We start from the raw sequence: 15,273 nt of genomic DNA on the forward strand, positions 1-15,273 counted from the left end.
GCTCCACCGGCTCGGGTGAAGCGGGCGAACTACCAGCGGAAGGTTTCCCAGGCACCGGCGGTCGACGAGCGGGCTCGCAGCTTGGCGTAGCCGTCGCCGGTGTATCCGAGTTCGGCGGAGACGAAGCCCTCGTTGGCGTAAGACCAGAAGGCCGTGTCCCCCTGACCGGGTGCGGTGGACGTGTAGAACTCCTCCCACGGACCTACCTCCGTGGCGCGCGCACGCAGTTCCGCGTAGTCGGACCCGCTGTAACCGAGTTCCGCCGAGACGATGCGGCCGTTGGCCTCCGACCACAGGACCGTATGTCCGGTGTCCCGGCTCCGGCAGAGGCCGAACAGCTCCCAGGGGCCGATCGCCGTGCCGCGGGCCCGCAGCTCGCCGTAGCGTGCTCCCGCGTACCCGAGTTCGGCGGAGACGAACTGGCCGTTCGCTCCCCTGATGGTGATGTTGTCGTAGCAGTCCACCGTTTCGAGGGGCTGAGCCGCACTCAGCGCCGCCGTGGCTGCCCGGCGAGCGGGATCGGCCGGCGCGGCGCCGGCCGGGGCCGTGCCGGCCGATGCCGCTCCGGTCAGGGTGAGCGGAACGGTGGTGAGTAAGCCGATGAGGAGTGTCTTCCAGAGCTTCACGACGGGGACGTCCTTCCGTCAAGGATGGGCTCAGCCATCCGGCGAGTGACACGAGCTTGGAAGCTGCGTGCCGGCGACGTCCAACGTTTCGGGCTGGGCCGAAGGGTCGGCCCGCGGCTCAGGCCACGCAGTTCATCAGGGAGCCGACGGGAGCCGTGCGGTAGCGGGCCCAGTAGGACTCGTCCCGGGCCGCGCACGCGGGCGGAGTCCGGGTCGGCTGCCAGGTCACGGTGGCGAAGCCGGCGTCGGCGGCGGCCTCCGCGAAGTCCGCGTGGGCCCATTCGCGGCATTCGAACGGGACCGGCGGGTCGGTCTCCAGGCGCGCCCGCAGCAGCGGGGCGTCCCCGCCGGGAGACCGCTCGACGACGCTGATCCCGTACGGCTCCCAGTCCGCGTAGGGAAAGGCCCCCGGGTTCGGCACGATGGCCAGGAGCCGACCGCCGGGGCGCAGGTTGGCGCGTACGGCGCGGAACATGGCGTGCAGCGCTGTCCGGTCGTGGGCCTGGTTGAACAGGTACACGGCGGTGGCCAGGTCGAACGGCCCCAGGGCCGGCATGCCGGCCGCCGCGTCCGCGACGACGTACTCGACGGCGTGCGCGAGGTCCGCACCGGTCTCCCGGGCCCGGCGGATGCGCTCGGGGCAGCTGTCGACCCCCACCGTCCGGCGGGCCCCGCCGCTCGCCAGCAGCCGGGTGGTGCTGCCGTGTCCGCAGGCCAGGTCGAGGGCGTCGAGGCCACGGACGCCGCCGAGGGCGTCCAGGGCCGTACTCAGGGTGAAGGCGTCGGCGACCGAGAAGGCCGGCGGGGGCGTTGACGTGTCGTACTGCTGTCGCATGTCCGCAAGCCTGCCCGCCCCTGGGCGGTGGCCGTCGGTCCCCGCCCCGTACCTCCCCCGGACGGGGGAGGCGTTCGGATCAGTCCGTACGTCGGACGGGGCTGCGCCCTTGTGCCCGTGAGACATCCGGCGACACCGGCGCGTGCGGCCATGGCCCCCTCCTCAGGTCCTCCCTCGGCGGGTTCGCCCTCGTCCGCAGGGCGGATACGGTCCGCCGTCACGGATGAAGCGCGGCCGCCCCCTCCGGGGCCAGCATGGGCCGCATGACGACAGCGACCGCTCCTCTCCCCGCACCTGCCCCCGCGCCCGTCTGGGCTCGCCGCGCCGCCCACGCCATCGCGCTGTGCGCCGTCCCGTCCGGCCTGTGGCGCATCGCCATGGCATCCGGCGTCTACGTGGGCTACAGCGACCAGGTGCTGCGCGAGGTCTTCGACATCCCGGGCTGGGGCATCGCCTACGTCGTCGGGCTGTCCGTCCTTGCCGAACTGGCTGCCTTCTTACCGTTGCTGCTGGTCAGCGACCGGTGGCGGCCGGTGAGCCCCAGGGTCCTCACCCCCCTGGCCTGGACCGCCTCGGGGATCCTGGTCCTGGGGGCGCTTTCGCAACTCGTGGTCCTCTTCACCGTCGAAAGCCATACGTACCTGTCGAGCGGTACGGCACAGACCGTGTGGGGCTTGGTCTTTGCCCCGCTGCTGGCCATACCGGCCCTGCTGACCGCGGTGACCTGGTCGTACGCGAAGCGCCATCACCGGACACGGTGACAGGAACGTGCCGGCACTAGGTGTGCGGGGCCCCCGACCGTGAGGGGCGTACGGGGGTCAGCGCGACCAGTACCGGCCGGGTGGGAGCGGGCGGCGCGGTGCCGCCGGGGCACGCCGTGCAAGCGCGGGTGGCGGCCAGGCAGCCTCGGCAGTCGCGGCCGCCGATCTCCTCGCGGCGCAGCCGGCCCTTGCGGACCCAGTACGCGGCGAGGTTCCCCGCCTCGGCCCGGTCGATGCCCAGCCGGTCGGCGATCTGCGCGAGGCCCTCGCCGGGGGCCGCCTCCTCGAAGGCGCGCAGCAGGCGGCGCAACATGCCGGGACCGGTGCCCCCGGTGTCCCCCGTGTGTCCGGTGTCCGGTGTCTGCGTCGGTCCCGCTCACCACACCAGCCTCGCGATCTGGAAGACGCCCACGGCGAGCAGCCAGGCCGCCGCCAACTGGATGCCGAAGCCGATGACGGTCAGCCGGGTGCCGATCTCTGCCCGCTGCGCGGCCAGGGTGGCGAAGCAGGGGGTGTAGGCGAGGATGAAGACCAGGAAGGCGAGCGCGGCCGCCCGCTGGTGCCCGCCGGAGGATGCCTCGAAGGTGGCGTGCAGGCTCGCGGTGAGCTTGGGGTCGCCGTCCTCCTCGGCCGAGTAGGTCTGGGCGAGGGTGGAGATCACGCCCTCCTTGGCGATCAGGCCGGTGCCGAGCGCGGCCGTGGCGTGCCAGTCGCCGAAGCCGGCCGGGTCAACGAGGGGCGCCGTGGCGCGTGTGACCGTACCGAACACGCTCTGCTCGACGTCGACCGTGCCGAAGCCTCCGTGGCCGGCCGCGGCCGGGATCGCCATGAGGAGCCAGACGGCGGCCGCGGCCGCCACGATGATGCCGCCGGCGGTGCGCAGGAACGCGGCGAGCTTCTGCCAGACCTGAGCGCCGGTTACCCGCAGGGTGGGCAGCCGGTACGGGGGCAGTTCCAGTCGGGCCGCTCCCCCGGCGGCGCGGTCAGCAGGTCGCGCACCAGCGCCTCGTCCGGGGAATCGGGCAGCAGGCTGTAGGAGCCGGGCAGGTCGGCGACGCGCAGCGGGCGGCCGCCCGCGGTGCGCCAGTCGCCCTGGGCGACGGAGACGGTCTTGCCCGGCCAGTTGCCGAGGCACTGATGGGCTCCGGTGAGCGCGTTGAAGAGGGTCGACTTGCCGACGTTGGGATTGCCGACGAGGGCGACGAACGGCATACCGGTCCGCCGCTCCGCCGTGGCGCTCGCAGCGGCCCCGGCGGCGTGGCAGCTCATCCGGCGCACCTCAGCCGGCCAGCGGTCCGGGTGTCCAGCGCGACCCGGGTGTCCCCGAGCCCGACGAGCCTCCGGTGGCGCCCCGGGCGATCACGGTGACGTCCGCGCCCGGCACGAAGCCGAACTCCAGCAGCCGGCGCCGGCTCCCGCCGGCCTGACCGGGGTCGATCCCCATGATGCGTACGGTCGTCCCTGGACGGCTGACGTTGAGCGACGGCACCGGACCTCCTTGTTCGAATCCACTAAGGCAAACCTAAGCAGTTCGAGGAGGGGTGGCGGCCGGGCGAAGACCCTGATCAGCAGGGACTTTCAGCCCACCGGTCCCGCCCGGCCATCGGCCGAGCTGGCGAGCTGGCGATCGGCCGAGCTGCCGGCTAGCTCGCTACGGCGCCTGCCGCGACCGGGTGGACGGACCGGCCGTCGAAGGAGAATCCGTCCTCGGACATGGCCTCCGCGCTGGCCGGATTCAACGCGACGGGGATATTGCGGAGCACTGCAATGCGTACGAGGGCGAGTACGTCGTGAACGTGCGGGGCGGCCCACAGGGGGTCCCAAAAGAATACGAGCGAGGTGACGTCGCCGGAAATGACCATCGAGCCGATCTGCTGGTCCCCGCCGTGCGGTCCGGACTCAACCGACCTGATCTGCAAGCCGAGTTCTGATCTGAGCAGCCGTGCGGTGGAACTGGTCCCCACCAGTCCGTGCCGGGTCACTGCACGGTGATTGCGCCGCACCCAATTCAGTAGGTCGTTCTTCCTCTGGTCATGTGCCACGAGAGCGATCATCAGCCGACGCTAACCCGGCAAGATCCCTTCCGCCATTCAGGGCACGGAATTCCGAATGGCAGCGCCACACATCCGGTAATCGGACGAAATGGGAGCGGGGATGCCGGCGGGGAGGGCTCCGCGGGGTGTGCGGAAGCACCGGCCCGGGCGCATTCTGAAGGGGTGACGGCGAGACCAGACACCGGCGGCCCCGTCACCGACGCCACGGCCCAGGCGCTCGCGCGGGCCGCTCTCGATGCCGTGGGGGCCGCCGGCGGGTACGCGGGCGGGGTCTACCTGCGCTCCGACACCGAGGGGCTGCTGCTGATGGCGGCCCTGACCGGGATCCCGGGCCCGCTGTTCCGCCCCTGGTGGCGGATGCACGTGAACCGCCCGTACCCCGTCGCCGAGGCCTACCGGTCCGGCCAGTCCGTACACCTGCCCGACGCGGAATCGGCGATGCGGCGCTTCCCCCAGCTGATGGCCGGGCTGCCCTTCCCCTTCGGCTCGCTCTACGAGCCCGTGACCCGCGGCCGCGAGCGCTACGGAGTCCTCGTGGTGCTGCGCCCCGCGACCCCCGGGGTCCCCGTCGGGCCCGGCGACCGGAAGCGGCTGCGCGCGGTCGCCGCCAGGCTGGCCGGGGAGCTGGCCGCGCTCTCCGCGAGCGGGGCCACGGTGACCTGGGAGGGTGACCCGGTGTGCCTGCCCGGTCCGGGCCCGGCGGCAGCCCCGGTGCGGGCCCCGGTACCGGCCCCGGTGCAGGCCCCGGCGGGCGGTGCGGCGGATCATGCTGCAGACCGTGCTGCGGGCGAACCCCCGGTCAGCCGCGTGGCCGGCAGCCCCGCGGACTTTCCCGGTGCCGGCGCCCGCGCCGCCGTGGACCGGCTCGACCTGGCCGTCCTGTCCGTGGACCGGCAGGGCGTGATCGGCTTCACCAACTCCCGTGCCCGCTCCGCCGCCACGACCCTGCTCGGCTCCCACGGGGCGGAACTCTCCGGGCGGATGCTCTGGGAGGCGCTGCCCTGGCTCGGACACCCCACCTACGAGGACCACTTCCGGGCCGTGTTCCTCGCCCCCGCCCCGGTGCACTTCCAAGCCAGCCGGCGCGGACCCGAACCCTCCCCGCAGTGGCTGTCGGTGGGCCTGCATCCCGGGATCGACGGGATCACCGTCACCATCGCCGAAGCCGAACCACCCACGTACGCGCCCGAGTCGGTGATGCGGCCCGGCGCCGGGCTCGGGTCGCCGGGCCTTGGTTCGCCCGCCGACCGGGCTTCGGCCCTGTACCGGCCGGTGGCGCTGGCGATCGCACTGACCGAGGCGGTGACGGCCCGCCAGGTGTCGATGGTGGTCACCGACGAGCTGCTCCCTGCCTTCGGCGGACGGCAGTTGGCGATCTACCTGCTCGGGGAGGGGCATCTGCACCTGGCGTGGGAGACCGGTTTCCCGCAGGGGTTCCTCGACCGGTTCGACGGGGTGGCGCTGGACGTCCGGCTGCCCGGCGTGGAGACCCTCACCTCGGGCCGCCCGCTGTTCTTCGAGTCGATGCAGCACCTCGCCGCCGCCTACCCGGGGATCGAGCTGGACGCCCATGTCGGCGCCCGGGCCTTCCTCCCCCTGATCGCCTCGGGCCGACCGGTCGGCTCGTGCATCCTCGGCTTCGACGCCCCGCGCGGGTTCAGTCCGGAGGAGCGTACGGTGCTCACGGCGCTGGCCGGGCTGATCGCGCAGGCGCTGGAGCGTGCCCGCCGCTACGACAGCGAGTCGGCGCTGGCCCGCGGGCTCCAGGCGGCGCTGCTCCCGCACCGGCTGCCGGTCCGCGAGCACGTGGCGACGGTGGCGCGGTACCTGCCAGGCACCGCCGGGATGGACGTCGGCGGCGACTGGTACGACGTCATCGAGGCGGGCGGCGGGCGGCTCGCCCTGGTCATCGGAGACGTCCAGGGGCACGGGGTGGCGGCCGCGGCCACGATGGGCCAACTACGCAGCGCCGTACGGGCTTTCACGCTCGGCGGCAATACACCGGAGCAGGTGATGCGCGGCACGAACGAGCTGCTCATCGACCTCGACCCGGGCCAGTTCGCCAGCTGTTGCTACATCCTGCTCGACCCGGGGTCCGGCCTCGCCCTCGCCGTCCGGGCCGGGCACCCCCAGCCGCTGCTGCGGCATCCGGGCGGCCGGACGGAGGTGCTGGACCTGCCGGGCGGGATGGTCCTCGGCATCGACGCCGGGGCCGTGTATCCGGTGACCCGGCTGCGGATCGAGCCGGGGGCGGTGCTCGCCCTGTACACCGACGGGCTGGTGGAGATCCCGGGCACGGACATCGACGTGGGAGTGGAACGGCTGCGGGCCGCGCTGGCGGCCGCCGGTCCCGGTCCGCTGACCGAGACGGCGGACCGGCTGGTCTCCGAGGCGGGGCATTCCACCGACCGGCCGGACGACATCGCCCTGCTCCTGGCGTCCCGCACGTCCGCCCCGGAGGTGGTCACCCCGGACCGGGCGGACTCGGACCGGGCGGCCCCGGACCGGGCCGACCCCGACGAGGCCCGCCGCGCGGGGGACGGCCCGCGCGGCGGAGCCCCGTAGGGCGACCCCGTAGGACGTCCGCGTAGGACGTCCGCGTAGGACGCCCCCGTAGGACGTCCGCGTAGGACGCCCCCGTAGGACGCGGGCTGCCCACGAGCCGCCCGCGCCCTGCCCGCTGCCGCTACCTCTTGGCGTAGGCGCGGGCGTACGAGTCGCCCGCGATCAGGGCGTCGGCGACCATCTCCGGGGTCACCGGGAAGGGCATGTTGTGCGTGGTCTCGCCCTCCGCGGTGGCCGCGCGCCCGATGGCGAGGAGCTCTTCGCGGTCCGGGTCGCCGAGGCCGATCTCGGCGAGGGTGGTCGGCAGGCCGACGGCGCGGCTGAAGCGCAGGTAGGTGTCCAGCTCGTCGGTCGGGGCGCCTTCCAGGACCAGCTGGGCGAGGGTGCCGATGTTGACCTTCTCGCCGTGCATCATGCCGTGCACCTTGTGCGAGACGGTCAGCCCGTTGTGGATGCCGTGCGCGGCGGCGAGGCCGCAGGACTCGAAACCGAGGCCGGAGAGCAGCGTGTTGGCCTCGGTGACCTTCTCCAGGGCCGGGGTGACCACGTGCGCCTCGGCGGCCAGCCGGGCCTGGGGGCCGTACTCCATGAGGGTCTCCCAGCACAGCCGGGCGAGCGCGAGGGAGGCCTCGGTGGCGAGCCCGCCGGCCATGGCGACCCGGTTGGCGGCGACGCAGACCCGGGCTTCGTACCAGGTGGCGAGCGCGTCGCCCATGCCGGAGACGATGAAACGGCTCGGCGCACCCGCGACGAGCGCGGTGTCGACGAGCACCAGGTTGGGGTTGCGCTGGAAGAAGGAGTAGCGCTCGAAGGCGCCGCCCTCGGTGTAGATCACGGCGAGCGCGCTGGTCGGTGCGTCGGTGGAGGCCACCGTGGGCGCGGACACCACGGCGATGTCGCCGAGCGCGTGGCCCACGGCCTTCGCGGTGTCGATGGCGGTGCCGCCGCCGATGCCGATGATGACGTCCGCGCCGGCGGCCTGGGCGGCCGCGGCGACCCGGTCGATCTCCTTCTGGGTGCAGAGCCCGCCGAAGACCTCCTTGGTCAGCTTGACCCCGGCTCCGGAAAGGGAAGCGGTGACGGCCGTGTCCACGAAGCCCCAGACGCCCCCGTCCGCGAGGACCACGGCGTTCGTCCCGAGGCGGGCCGTGTGCTCGCCCAGGTCGTTCATCGCACCGGCGCCCTGCACGTACTTGGGCGGGCTGATCATCATGCGCGTACCGACGGTCTTCACGCGAATCCTCCTCATTGCGAATTCATTTGCGCTTGCTTATTCATCCCTATCACGGATTCCGGCTGCGTCCGAGATATGCACGGTCCCCCTTGCGAACGGGCCCTTCCGCGCCCCGATCCGGGACCAAGGACCCGAGCTGTTCCGCAGGTTCACCAGAGTAAAGTTCCAGCCAAGTGCCCCGGAAGCGGTGGCGGATCGGCGACGGCGCCGGCTTCATACCGTCCCGCAATTCCACTTTCCACCCCGGACCGGCGTGCCGAGTTCCCCGTTCCGCGTTCCCCTTTCCAGGAAAGAGGCCCCCGTGAAGAAGCTCATCAATTCCCCCGAGAGTGTCGTCGCCGACGCACTGCGCGGAATGGCCGCCGCTCACCCGGGGCTCTGCGTCGAGGCGGAGAAGGGCATCGTCACGCGGGCCGCCGAAGCGGCCGGGGAGCCAGCCGGGGAGCCGGCCGGGAAGGTCGCGCTGCTGTCGGGCGGCGGCAGCGGGCACGAGCCGCTGCACGCCGGGTTCGTCGGGCGCGGCATGCTGGCGGCAGCCGTGGCCGGCCCGGTGTTCACCTCCCCGGTCCCGGACAACATCGCGGCCGCCACCTGCGCGGTCGACGCGGGTGCGGGCGTCCTGCACATCGTGAAGAACTACACGGGCGACATCCTCAACTTCACGATGGCGGCGGAGGACTGCGAGGACGAGGGCGTCAAGGTCGAGCAAGTCGTCGTGGACGACGACGTGGCCGTGGCCCGGACCGAGCACGGACCGGGCCGCCGCGGCACCGGCGCCACCCTGTTCGTGGAGAAGATCGCGGGCGCGCTCGCCGAGGAGGGCGCTGCGCTCGCCGAGGTGGCCGCGGTCGCCCGCAAGGTCAATGCGAACGCGCGCAGTTACGGCGTCGCCCTGACCTCCTGCACCACCCCCGCCAAGGGCAGCCCCAACTTCACGCTCGGCGAGGACGAGATCGAGCTGGGCATCGGCATCCACGGCGAACCCGGCCGCGAGCGCCGGAAGATCATGACGGCCGCCGAGACGGCCGAGGCGATGCTCGACGCCATCCTCGACGACCTCCCGGAGGCGGCCGGCGCCCCCGTCATCCTCCTCGTCAACGGCCTGGGCGGGACCCCGCCCGTGGAGCTGTACATCATGCGCGCGGAGGTCGAGCGGGTGCTCGGCGAGCGCGGGATCACCGTGGCCCGCTCCCTCGTCGGGAACTACGTCACCAGCCTGGACATGGCCGGCTGCACCCTCACCCTGTGCCGCGCCGACGAGGAGCTGCTGCGCCTCTGGGACGCACCGGTGAACACCCCGTCCCTGCGCTGGGGCTGCTGACCCCGCCCGCTCTCCCCCTCCCGACACTCTCCAGGAGCCCCTCTCCATGACCGCCACGCCCGCCACCCCGACGACCTCCACGACCCCGCCCGCCGCCCAGGCCCCCGCGCTGGACACGGCGTCGGACACGACGTTGGACACCGCCTGCTTCCGCCGCTGGATCACCGAGACCAACCGGCTCGTACGGCGGGACAGCGCGCGCCTCACCGAGCTGGACGCGGTCATCGGCGACGGGGACCACGGGGCCAATCTCGTACGGGGCTTCGGCGCCGTCGGCGCGGCCGTGGCCGAGCACCGGCCCGCCACCCCGGGGGCGCTGCTGACGCTGGCCGGCACCACCCTGACGAACACCGTGGGCGGTGCCTCCGGCCCGCTGTTCGGCACTGCCCTGCGCCGCACGGGCAAGGTGCTCGGCGACGCCGGGGCGCCGACCGTGGCGGAGCTGGGGGCCGCACTCGGGGCCGGGCTGAAGTCGGTGCAGAAACTGGGCGGCGCCGAGCTCGGCGACGCCACCCTGGTGGACGCCCTGGCTCCCGCGGTGACGGCGCTGGCCGAAGCCGCCGAGGCGGACCGGCCGCTGCGCGAGGCCCTGGACGAGGCCGTACGGGCGGCCCGCGCGGGCGCCGACGCCACCGAGCCGCTCGAAGCCCGCAAGGGCCGGGCCAGTTACCTCGGCGAGCGCAGCATCGGCCACCAGGACGCCGGGGCCAACTCCGTGGCCCTGCTCATGGAGGCGCTGCGCGCCGCGGTCGACGCACCCGAGGCCGAGCTCGTCACCGACGAGCCGGCCGCTGCCGAGGCTCCGGCGCAGAAGCAGGCGCAAGAGCAGGAGCCGGCACAGGAGCAGGAGCCGAAGACCCGTACCGGCCGTGTCGGCGTGGTGCTCGTCTCGCACAGCAAGGCGGTCGCGGAGTCCGTGGCCGCACTGGCGGGCGCGCTGCTCGGCTCGCTCGAGCCGGCTCCGCTGGCGGTGGCGGGCGGCACCCCCGACGGCGGGATCGGCACCAGCGCGGAGCTGATCACGGCCGCCGCCCGGTCGGTGGACGAGGGCCGGGGCGTGGCCGTGCTGTGTGACATGGGCAGTGCGGTGCTGACGGTGAACGCCCTGCTCGGCGAGGCGCCCTCGCAACTGCCCGACGGCGCACGGATCGTGGACGCGCCGTTCCTGGAGGGCGCCGTGGCCATCACGCTGACCTCGGCCATCGGCGGCGACCTCGATGCCGTCCTGGCCGCCGCCGAGGACGCGCGCGGCTACCGCAAGCGCTGACCCGGACGCCACGTGCCGGTGGGCTGGGAGACCTGGGAATCGCTGATGCGGTGGTTGAGGGAGGCCGGGCGGCTCTGAGCCGACCACAGTCGGCAGTCGGCCGTGGGCCGTGGGGCTTGTCGGCGGGGCTTGGTAGAACTGTTGTCGGACGACACCGCACGGCCGGGCACCACCACCCGCCATACCGTCAGGAGCTGGGCACATGACCATCGGGACCCACCTGAGCGAGCTCGGCGGCCTGCCCGTCTTCGACTTCCCGGGGCTCAAGGACACCCGCGCCCTGCCCGAGCCGGGCGCCGTGGCCTGGCGGATCTCGGTGGAGACCTACGGGGCCGAGGAGGAGTGGCAGCAGGCCTTCACCCGGTTCACCGAGGCCGTGGACACCCGGCAGGTGCGGGCCCTGATCGTGGGTGGCTGGTCCGACGCGTACGAGGACTCCAATGCCGGGATCGTCGGGGTACTCGCCGGGGCCGCCCCGGAGTTCCCCGTGCTGCGGGCGCTGTTCGTCGGTGACATCACCTTCGAGGAGTGCGAGATCTCCTGGATCCAGCAGTCGGACGTGGGCCCGCTGCTGCGGGCGTATCCCGCGCTGGAGGAGTTCGGGGTGCGCGGCGGCGAGGGCCTGGCCTTCCCGCCCGTCAGTCACGAGGCGCTGCGCGTGCTCCGCGTCGAAACCGGAGGACTGCCGCGGGAGGTGGTGCGCGGGATCGCCGCGAGCGAACTGCCCGCGCTCACCGATCTCGACCTGTGGCTCGGCACGCCCGATTACGGCGGCGACGCGGAGGCCGGCGATCTGGAGCCGTTCCTGACCGGTGAGCGGCTGCCGTCCCTGCGCCGGCTCGCGCTGCGCAACAGCGAGATCCAGAACGAGGTCGCCGCCGCGCTGGCCACCGCTCCGGTCGTCGAGCGGCTCGAGGTACTGGACCTCTCCATGGGGATCCTGGACGACCGGGGCGCCGAAGCGCTGCTGGCCGGCCGCCCGCTCACCCACCTCACCAAGCTCGACCTGCACCACCACTACGTCAGCGAGCCGCTCCGCGAGCGGCTCTGCGCGGCGCTCGCCCCGCACGGCGTGGAGGTCGACCTCGGCGACGTGCAGAGCCGGAACGGGAACGACAAGACCAAGTACCGCTACATCGCGGTGGCGGAGTGAGCCGTACGGCTCCCGCCGTGGACCCGGCCTTCGCCGCTCCCATCGCCGCGCCCGTGGCCGCGCCCGGTGCCGCGCCCCTCACCGCGTCCTTCGCCGTCGTCGGCAATCCGGGCAACCGCCGGGTCGCCCTCTTCCAGGACGCCGTGCGCGCCGCCGGGCTGCCCGAAGCGCGAGTGGTTCCGTGGCGGGACGTGCTGACCGGCCGGGCCGCCTTCCGGGCGGGCGAGTGCGTACGGATCGACTCGCCCGGCGAGGACCCCGAGGTGGAGCGGCTGCTGCGCGGGACCGCCGACACCACCCGGGTCGAGGGCACCGGACGCTGGTACCGCCGGTTCACCGAGGCCGTGCAGGCGGTGGCGCAGGGCGTGCGATCGGCCGGCGGCACGCTGACGTGCGACCCGGACGACCTCGCGGTGCTGTTCGACAAGCGGCTCTGCCATGGGGTGCTGACGGATGCCGGAACTCCCCTGCCGGCCTCCCCGACGTCGGGCCCGGACGCCGTCCGCGCACCGGTGCGCGGCTGGGAAGAGGTCCGGGCGGTACTCGCCCTCCCCGGCTACCGCCGGGCCTTCGTGAAGCTCGCGCACGGTTCCTCGGCCTCCGGGGTGCTCGCGGTGGAGACGGGTGCGGGCGGCCGGATCCGCGCCACCACCTCCGTGGAGCGGGCCCCTTCCGGGGCCCTGCACAACTCGCTGCGCCTGCGGCGGTACGAGGACGAGCGGGTGATCGGCGCCATCGTCGACGCCCTGGCCCCCGACGGCCTGCACATCGAGCGGTGGCTGCCGAAGGCATCCCAGCAGGGGCGCTCGGCCGATCTGCGGGTGGTCGTCATCGGCGGCCGGGCCACCCACGCGGTGGTCCGCACGGCCGCCGGTCCGCTCACGAACCTGCACCTCGGCGGTGCCAGAGGTGATCTCGGTGCGGCCATGGCCGCCGTGACGGCGGCGGGCGGCCGCTGGGAGACGGACGTACTCGCCGTCTGCGAGCGGGCGGCGGCCGCCTTCCCGCGCACGCTGTGCGTCGGGGTCGATCTGCTGCCCGCCCTCGGCTGGCGGAGCTTCGCCGTGGGCGAGGTCAACGCCTTCGGGGACCTGCTTCCCCGGCTGACGGGACTGCCCGGCTCGCCCGCCGAGGGCCAGGACACCTACGCGGCCCAAGTGGCCGCCGTACGACAGGAACAGCAGCATGCACCTGCCCCCGCCCGCCCCTGACCGGGCGCCTGACCCCGACCTCGAACCCGAACCCGAACCCGACATGAACGAGGTCGTCGGCCGCGACGACCTGCTGCTCGTCACCCTCGACACGCTGCGCCACGACGTGGCCGCGCGGCTGGCCGCCGAGGGACGGATCCCGAACCTGGCCGCGCACCTGCCCGGCGGGGTGTGGGAGCGGCGGCACGCGCCGGGGAGTTTCACCTACGCCTCCCACCAGGCCATGTTCGCGGGCTTCCTGCCCACCCCCGACGGGCCCGGCCCGCATGCGCGGCTGTTCGCCGCCCGGTTCCCGGGCAGCGAGACCACCGCCGGGCGCACCTGGGTCTTCGACACTCCGGATCTGGTGTCGGGGCTGGCCGGGGCGGGCTACCGGACCGTGTGCGTGGGCGGCGTCGGCTTCTTCAACAAGGCGGCCGCGCTGGGCTCCGTACTGCCCGGGATGTTCCAGGAGTCGCACTGGGAACCGGAGTTCGGGGTGGCGTCACCGACCTCCTTCGAGGCCCAGGTGACCCGCGCCGAGCAGGTCGTCGCCGGACTGCCGCAGGACCGGCGGCTGTTCCTCTTCCTGAACGTGTCGGCGATGCACCAGCCCAACTGGTTCCACTCCCCCGGGGCGACCGCGGCGGACGGCGACTCCTGGGAGACGCACGCGGCCGCACTGGAGTACGTCGACCGGCACATCGGGCGGCTCTTCGACGTGATGCGGTCGCGGCGCCGCTGCTTCGCGATCGTCTGCTCCGACCACGGGACCACGTACGGGGACGACGGGTACACGGGGCACCGGCTCGCCCACGAGGCGGTCTGGACGGTCCCGTACGCACAGTTCCACCTGAACCACGAGGAGCCCGGCCCCCGATGACCCCCATAGCCCCCATAGCCCCTATAGCCCCTATAGCCCCTATGAACGGCCCTACCCCCTACGAGAATTACGTCTACGCCTACCCGCACAAGACGGCGTACCGCGAGCTGCCCGAGCCCGCCGAGCTGAGCCGGGAGTGGGCACGGCAGCCCAAGGACGCCCTTTCCCTCTACCTCCACATTCCCTTCTGCGAGGTGCGCTGCGGGTTCTGCAACCTCTTCACCCGCATCGGCGCACCGGAGGGTCTGACCACGGCCTATCTCGACGCGCTGGAGCGGCAAGCGACCGCGGTCCGGGGCGCGTTGGGCGACGAGGAGCCCGTGCGGTTCACGGCGGCGGCCTTCGGCGGCGGGACGCCGACCTTCCTGATGGCGTCCGAGCTGGAGCGGCTCTGCGACATCGCGGAGAAGCGCGCGGGCGCTGATCTGCGGGCGGTGCCGCTGTCCGTGGAGGCCTCGCCGGCCACGGCGACGGCGGACCGGCTCACCGTGCTGGCCGACCGGGGTACGACCCGGCTCAGCCTGGGCGTGCAGAGCTTCGTGCCCGCCGAGGCGCGTTCGGCCGTGCGTCCGCAGAAGCGGGCGGACGTGGAGGCGGCGCTGGCCCGGGTCCGGGACGCGGCGATACCGGTCCTGAACATCGACTTGATCTACGGCATCGACGGGCAGACGGAGGAGAGCTGGCGCTACTCGCTGGACGCGGCCCTCGCCTGGCGCCCGGAGGAGCTCTACCTCTACCCGCTCTACGTGCGCCCCCTGACGGGCCTGGGGCGCAGGCCGGGCGAGTCCACGGCCGCCGGGTGGGACGAGCAGCGACTGCGGCTGTACCGGGCCGGGCGCGACCACCTGCTGGCCGCCGGGTACGAGCAGGTGTCGATGCGGATGTTCCGCCGGGCGGACGCGCCCGCGGAGGGCGCCGACCAGGACATCGAGCCGGGCGCCTGCCAGACCGACGGCATGATCGGCCTCGGCTGCGGGGCCCGCTCGTACACGGCCGGGCTCCACTACTCCTTCGACTACGCGGTCGGCATGAGCGAGATCCGCGGCATCATCGACGACTACGTGAGCCGCCCCCAGGAGGACTTCGCACGGGCCGAGCACGGCCGCCGGATCGACGCGGAGGAGGCCCGGCGCCGACACCTGCTGCAGTCCCTGCTCCAGGCGCGCGGGATGCCGGTGAGCGAGTACCGGGAGCGGTTCGGGAGCGGTCCGTGGGAGGACTTCCCGGCGGAGCTGGCGGCCTTCGCGGAGCGCGGCTGGCTCGTGGACGACGCGGAGCTGCTGCGGCTGACCCCGGAGGGGCTGGCGCACTCGGACGCGGCGGGCCCGGCACTGTTCTCGGCGGACGTACGGGCCACGATGGCCGCGTACGAGCGCAAGTGACG

16 protein-coding genes and 1 pseudogene are annotated in these 15,273 nt (G+C 73.5%); 9 read left to right on the plus strand and 8 right to left on the minus strand.

From position 1 onward, the window contains the following. Positions 1 to 29 precede the first annotated feature (29 nt). Entirely contained in the window at positions 30 to 626 is a 597-nt protein-coding gene (locus tag AC3IYI_RS03715; protein WP_489408840.1) for a fascin domain-containing protein, read from the minus strand. Positions 627 to 744: 118 nt separating this feature from the next. Continuing rightward, entirely contained in the window at positions 745 to 1,461 is a 717-nt protein-coding gene (locus AC3IYI_RS03720; RefSeq protein ID WP_489408841.1) for a class I SAM-dependent methyltransferase, read from the minus strand. A 254-nt stretch (positions 1,462 to 1,715) separates the two neighbouring features. Here AC3IYI_RS03720 and AC3IYI_RS03725 point away from each other — a divergent pair, with 254 nt between their 5' ends. Beyond that, the gene (locus AC3IYI_RS03725; RefSeq protein ID WP_489408842.1) at positions 1,716 to 2,222 is read left to right on the plus strand and encodes a hypothetical protein; all 507 of its coding nucleotides are present in this window, start codon (positions 1,716 to 1,718) and stop codon (positions 2,220 to 2,222) included. A gap of 16 nt (positions 2,223 to 2,238) precedes the next feature. On the opposite strand, the gene AC3IYI_RS03730 is transcribed toward AC3IYI_RS03725, so the two are convergent. The 5 genes from AC3IYI_RS03730 to AC3IYI_RS03750 all read right to left on the minus strand — a co-directional run bounded on the left by AC3IYI_RS03730 (position 2,239) and on the right by AC3IYI_RS03750 (position 4,276). After that, on the minus strand, positions 2,239 to 2,535 hold the full coding sequence (locus AC3IYI_RS03730) for a helix-turn-helix domain-containing protein (protein WP_489408843.1): 297 nt from the start codon (positions 2,533 to 2,535) through the stop codon (positions 2,239 to 2,241). 63 nt (positions 2,536 to 2,598) lie between these two features. Then, positions 2,599 to 3,180 (minus strand): nucleoside recognition domain-containing protein, encoded by a 582-nt coding sequence (locus tag AC3IYI_RS03735; protein WP_489411869.1) that lies wholly within the window; start codon positions 3,178 to 3,180, stop codon positions 2,599 to 2,601. Then, positions 3,141 to 3,491: a FeoB small GTPase domain-containing protein gene (locus tag AC3IYI_RS03740; protein ID WP_489408844.1), complete on the minus strand. Its 351-nt coding sequence runs from the start codon at positions 3,489 to 3,491 to the stop codon at positions 3,141 to 3,143. The genes AC3IYI_RS03735 and AC3IYI_RS03740 overlap by 40 nt, the downstream gene beginning before the upstream one ends. Positions 3,492 to 3,501: 10 nt before the next feature. Then, the gene (locus AC3IYI_RS03745) at positions 3,502 to 3,711 is read right to left on the minus strand and encodes a FeoA family protein (RefSeq protein ID WP_489408845.1); all 210 of its coding nucleotides are present in this window, start codon (positions 3,709 to 3,711) and stop codon (positions 3,502 to 3,504) included. Between the two features lie 154 nt (positions 3,712 to 3,865). Continuing rightward, positions 3,866 to 4,276: a methylglyoxal synthase gene (locus AC3IYI_RS03750; RefSeq protein WP_489408846.1), complete on the minus strand. Its 411-nt coding sequence runs from the start codon at positions 4,274 to 4,276 to the stop codon at positions 3,866 to 3,868. Between the two features lie 162 nt (positions 4,277 to 4,438). On the opposite strand from AC3IYI_RS03750, the gene AC3IYI_RS03755 reads away from it, so the two are divergent. Beyond that, positions 4,439 to 6,841: a SpoIIE family protein phosphatase gene (locus tag AC3IYI_RS03755; protein WP_489408847.1), complete on the plus strand. Its 2,403-nt coding sequence runs from the start codon at positions 4,439 to 4,441 to the stop codon at positions 6,839 to 6,841. A 121-nt stretch (positions 6,842 to 6,962) separates the two neighbouring features. On the opposite strand, the gene AC3IYI_RS03760 is transcribed toward AC3IYI_RS03755, so the two are convergent. Continuing rightward, positions 6,963 to 8,075 carry a glycerol dehydrogenase gene (locus tag AC3IYI_RS03760; RefSeq protein WP_489408848.1) on the minus strand — a complete coding sequence of 371 codons (1,113 nt, stop codon included), beginning with the start codon at positions 8,073 to 8,075 and terminating at the stop codon, positions 6,963 to 6,965. 301 nt (positions 8,076 to 8,376) lie between these two features. Between AC3IYI_RS03760 and dhaK the strand changes: the two genes are divergently transcribed. The 7 genes and pseudogenes from dhaK to AC3IYI_RS03795 all read left to right on the plus strand — a co-directional run bounded on the left by dhaK (position 8,377) and on the right by AC3IYI_RS03795 (position 15,271). Beyond that, positions 8,377 to 9,396 (plus strand): dihydroxyacetone kinase subunit DhaK, encoded by a 1,020-nt coding sequence (gene dhaK, locus AC3IYI_RS03765; RefSeq protein WP_489408849.1) that lies wholly within the window; start codon positions 8,377 to 8,379, stop codon positions 9,394 to 9,396. A gap of 109 nt (positions 9,397 to 9,505) precedes the next feature. Then, positions 9,506 to 10,153, plus strand: a pseudogene (gene dhaL / locus AC3IYI_RS03770) (dihydroxyacetone kinase subunit DhaL); the annotation flags it as partial. Between the two features lie 159 nt (positions 10,154 to 10,312). Then, complete coding sequence (locus AC3IYI_RS03775) at positions 10,313 to 10,663, plus strand: PTS-dependent dihydroxyacetone kinase phosphotransferase subunit DhaM (RefSeq protein WP_489411870.1); 351 nt, start codon at positions 10,313 to 10,315, stop codon at positions 10,661 to 10,663. A 202-nt stretch (positions 10,664 to 10,865) separates the two neighbouring features. Next, positions 10,866 to 11,816: an STM4015 family protein gene (locus AC3IYI_RS03780; RefSeq protein ID WP_489408850.1), complete on the plus strand. Its 951-nt coding sequence runs from the start codon at positions 10,866 to 10,868 to the stop codon at positions 11,814 to 11,816. A gap of 53 nt (positions 11,817 to 11,869) precedes the next feature. Further along, a complete protein-coding gene (locus AC3IYI_RS03785) occupies positions 11,870 to 13,027 on the plus strand; it encodes an STM4014 family protein (protein ID WP_489411871.1) in 1,158 nt (385 codons plus the stop codon). A gap of 43 nt (positions 13,028 to 13,070) precedes the next feature. After that, a complete protein-coding gene (locus AC3IYI_RS03790; RefSeq protein ID WP_489411872.1) occupies positions 13,071 to 13,889 on the plus strand; it encodes an STM4013/SEN3800 family hydrolase in 819 nt (272 codons plus the stop codon). A 41-nt stretch (positions 13,890 to 13,930) separates the two neighbouring features. Continuing rightward, a complete protein-coding gene (locus AC3IYI_RS03795) occupies positions 13,931 to 15,271 on the plus strand; it encodes an STM4012 family radical SAM protein (protein WP_489408851.1) in 1,341 nt (446 codons plus the stop codon). Positions 15,272 to 15,273: the final 2 nt, after the last annotated feature.

Source organism: Streptomyces sp. GL_148 (assembly GCF_057834205.1).

Excerpts from the sequence above, each read along its gene's own strand:
- AC3IYI_RS03720 (WP_489408841.1), bottom strand. The coding sequence starts at position 1,461 with ATGCGACAGCAGTACGACACGTCAACGCCCCCGCCGGCCTTCTCGGTC.
- AC3IYI_RS03725 (WP_489408842.1), top strand. The coding sequence starts at position 1,716 with ATGGGCCGCATGACGACAGCGACCGCTCCTCTCCCCGCACCTGCCCCC.
- AC3IYI_RS03730 (WP_489408843.1), bottom strand. The coding sequence starts at position 2,535 with ATGTTGCGCCGCCTGCTGCGCGCCTTCGAGGAGGCGGCCCCCGGCGAG.
- AC3IYI_RS03740 (WP_489408844.1), bottom strand. The coding sequence starts at position 3,491 with ATGAGCTGCCACGCCGCCGGGGCCGCTGCGAGCGCCACGGCGGAGCGG.
- AC3IYI_RS03750 (WP_489408846.1), bottom strand. The coding sequence starts at position 4,276 with ATGATCGCTCTCGTGGCACATGACCAGAGGAAGAACGACCTACTGAAT.
- AC3IYI_RS03780 (WP_489408850.1), top strand. The coding sequence starts at position 10,866 with ATGACCATCGGGACCCACCTGAGCGAGCTCGGCGGCCTGCCCGTCTTC.
- AC3IYI_RS03790 (WP_489411872.1), top strand. The coding sequence starts at position 13,071 with ATGAACGAGGTCGTCGGCCGCGACGACCTGCTGCTCGTCACCCTCGAC.
- AC3IYI_RS03795 (WP_489408851.1), top strand. The coding sequence starts at position 13,931 with ATGAACGGCCCTACCCCCTACGAGAATTACGTCTACGCCTACCCGCAC.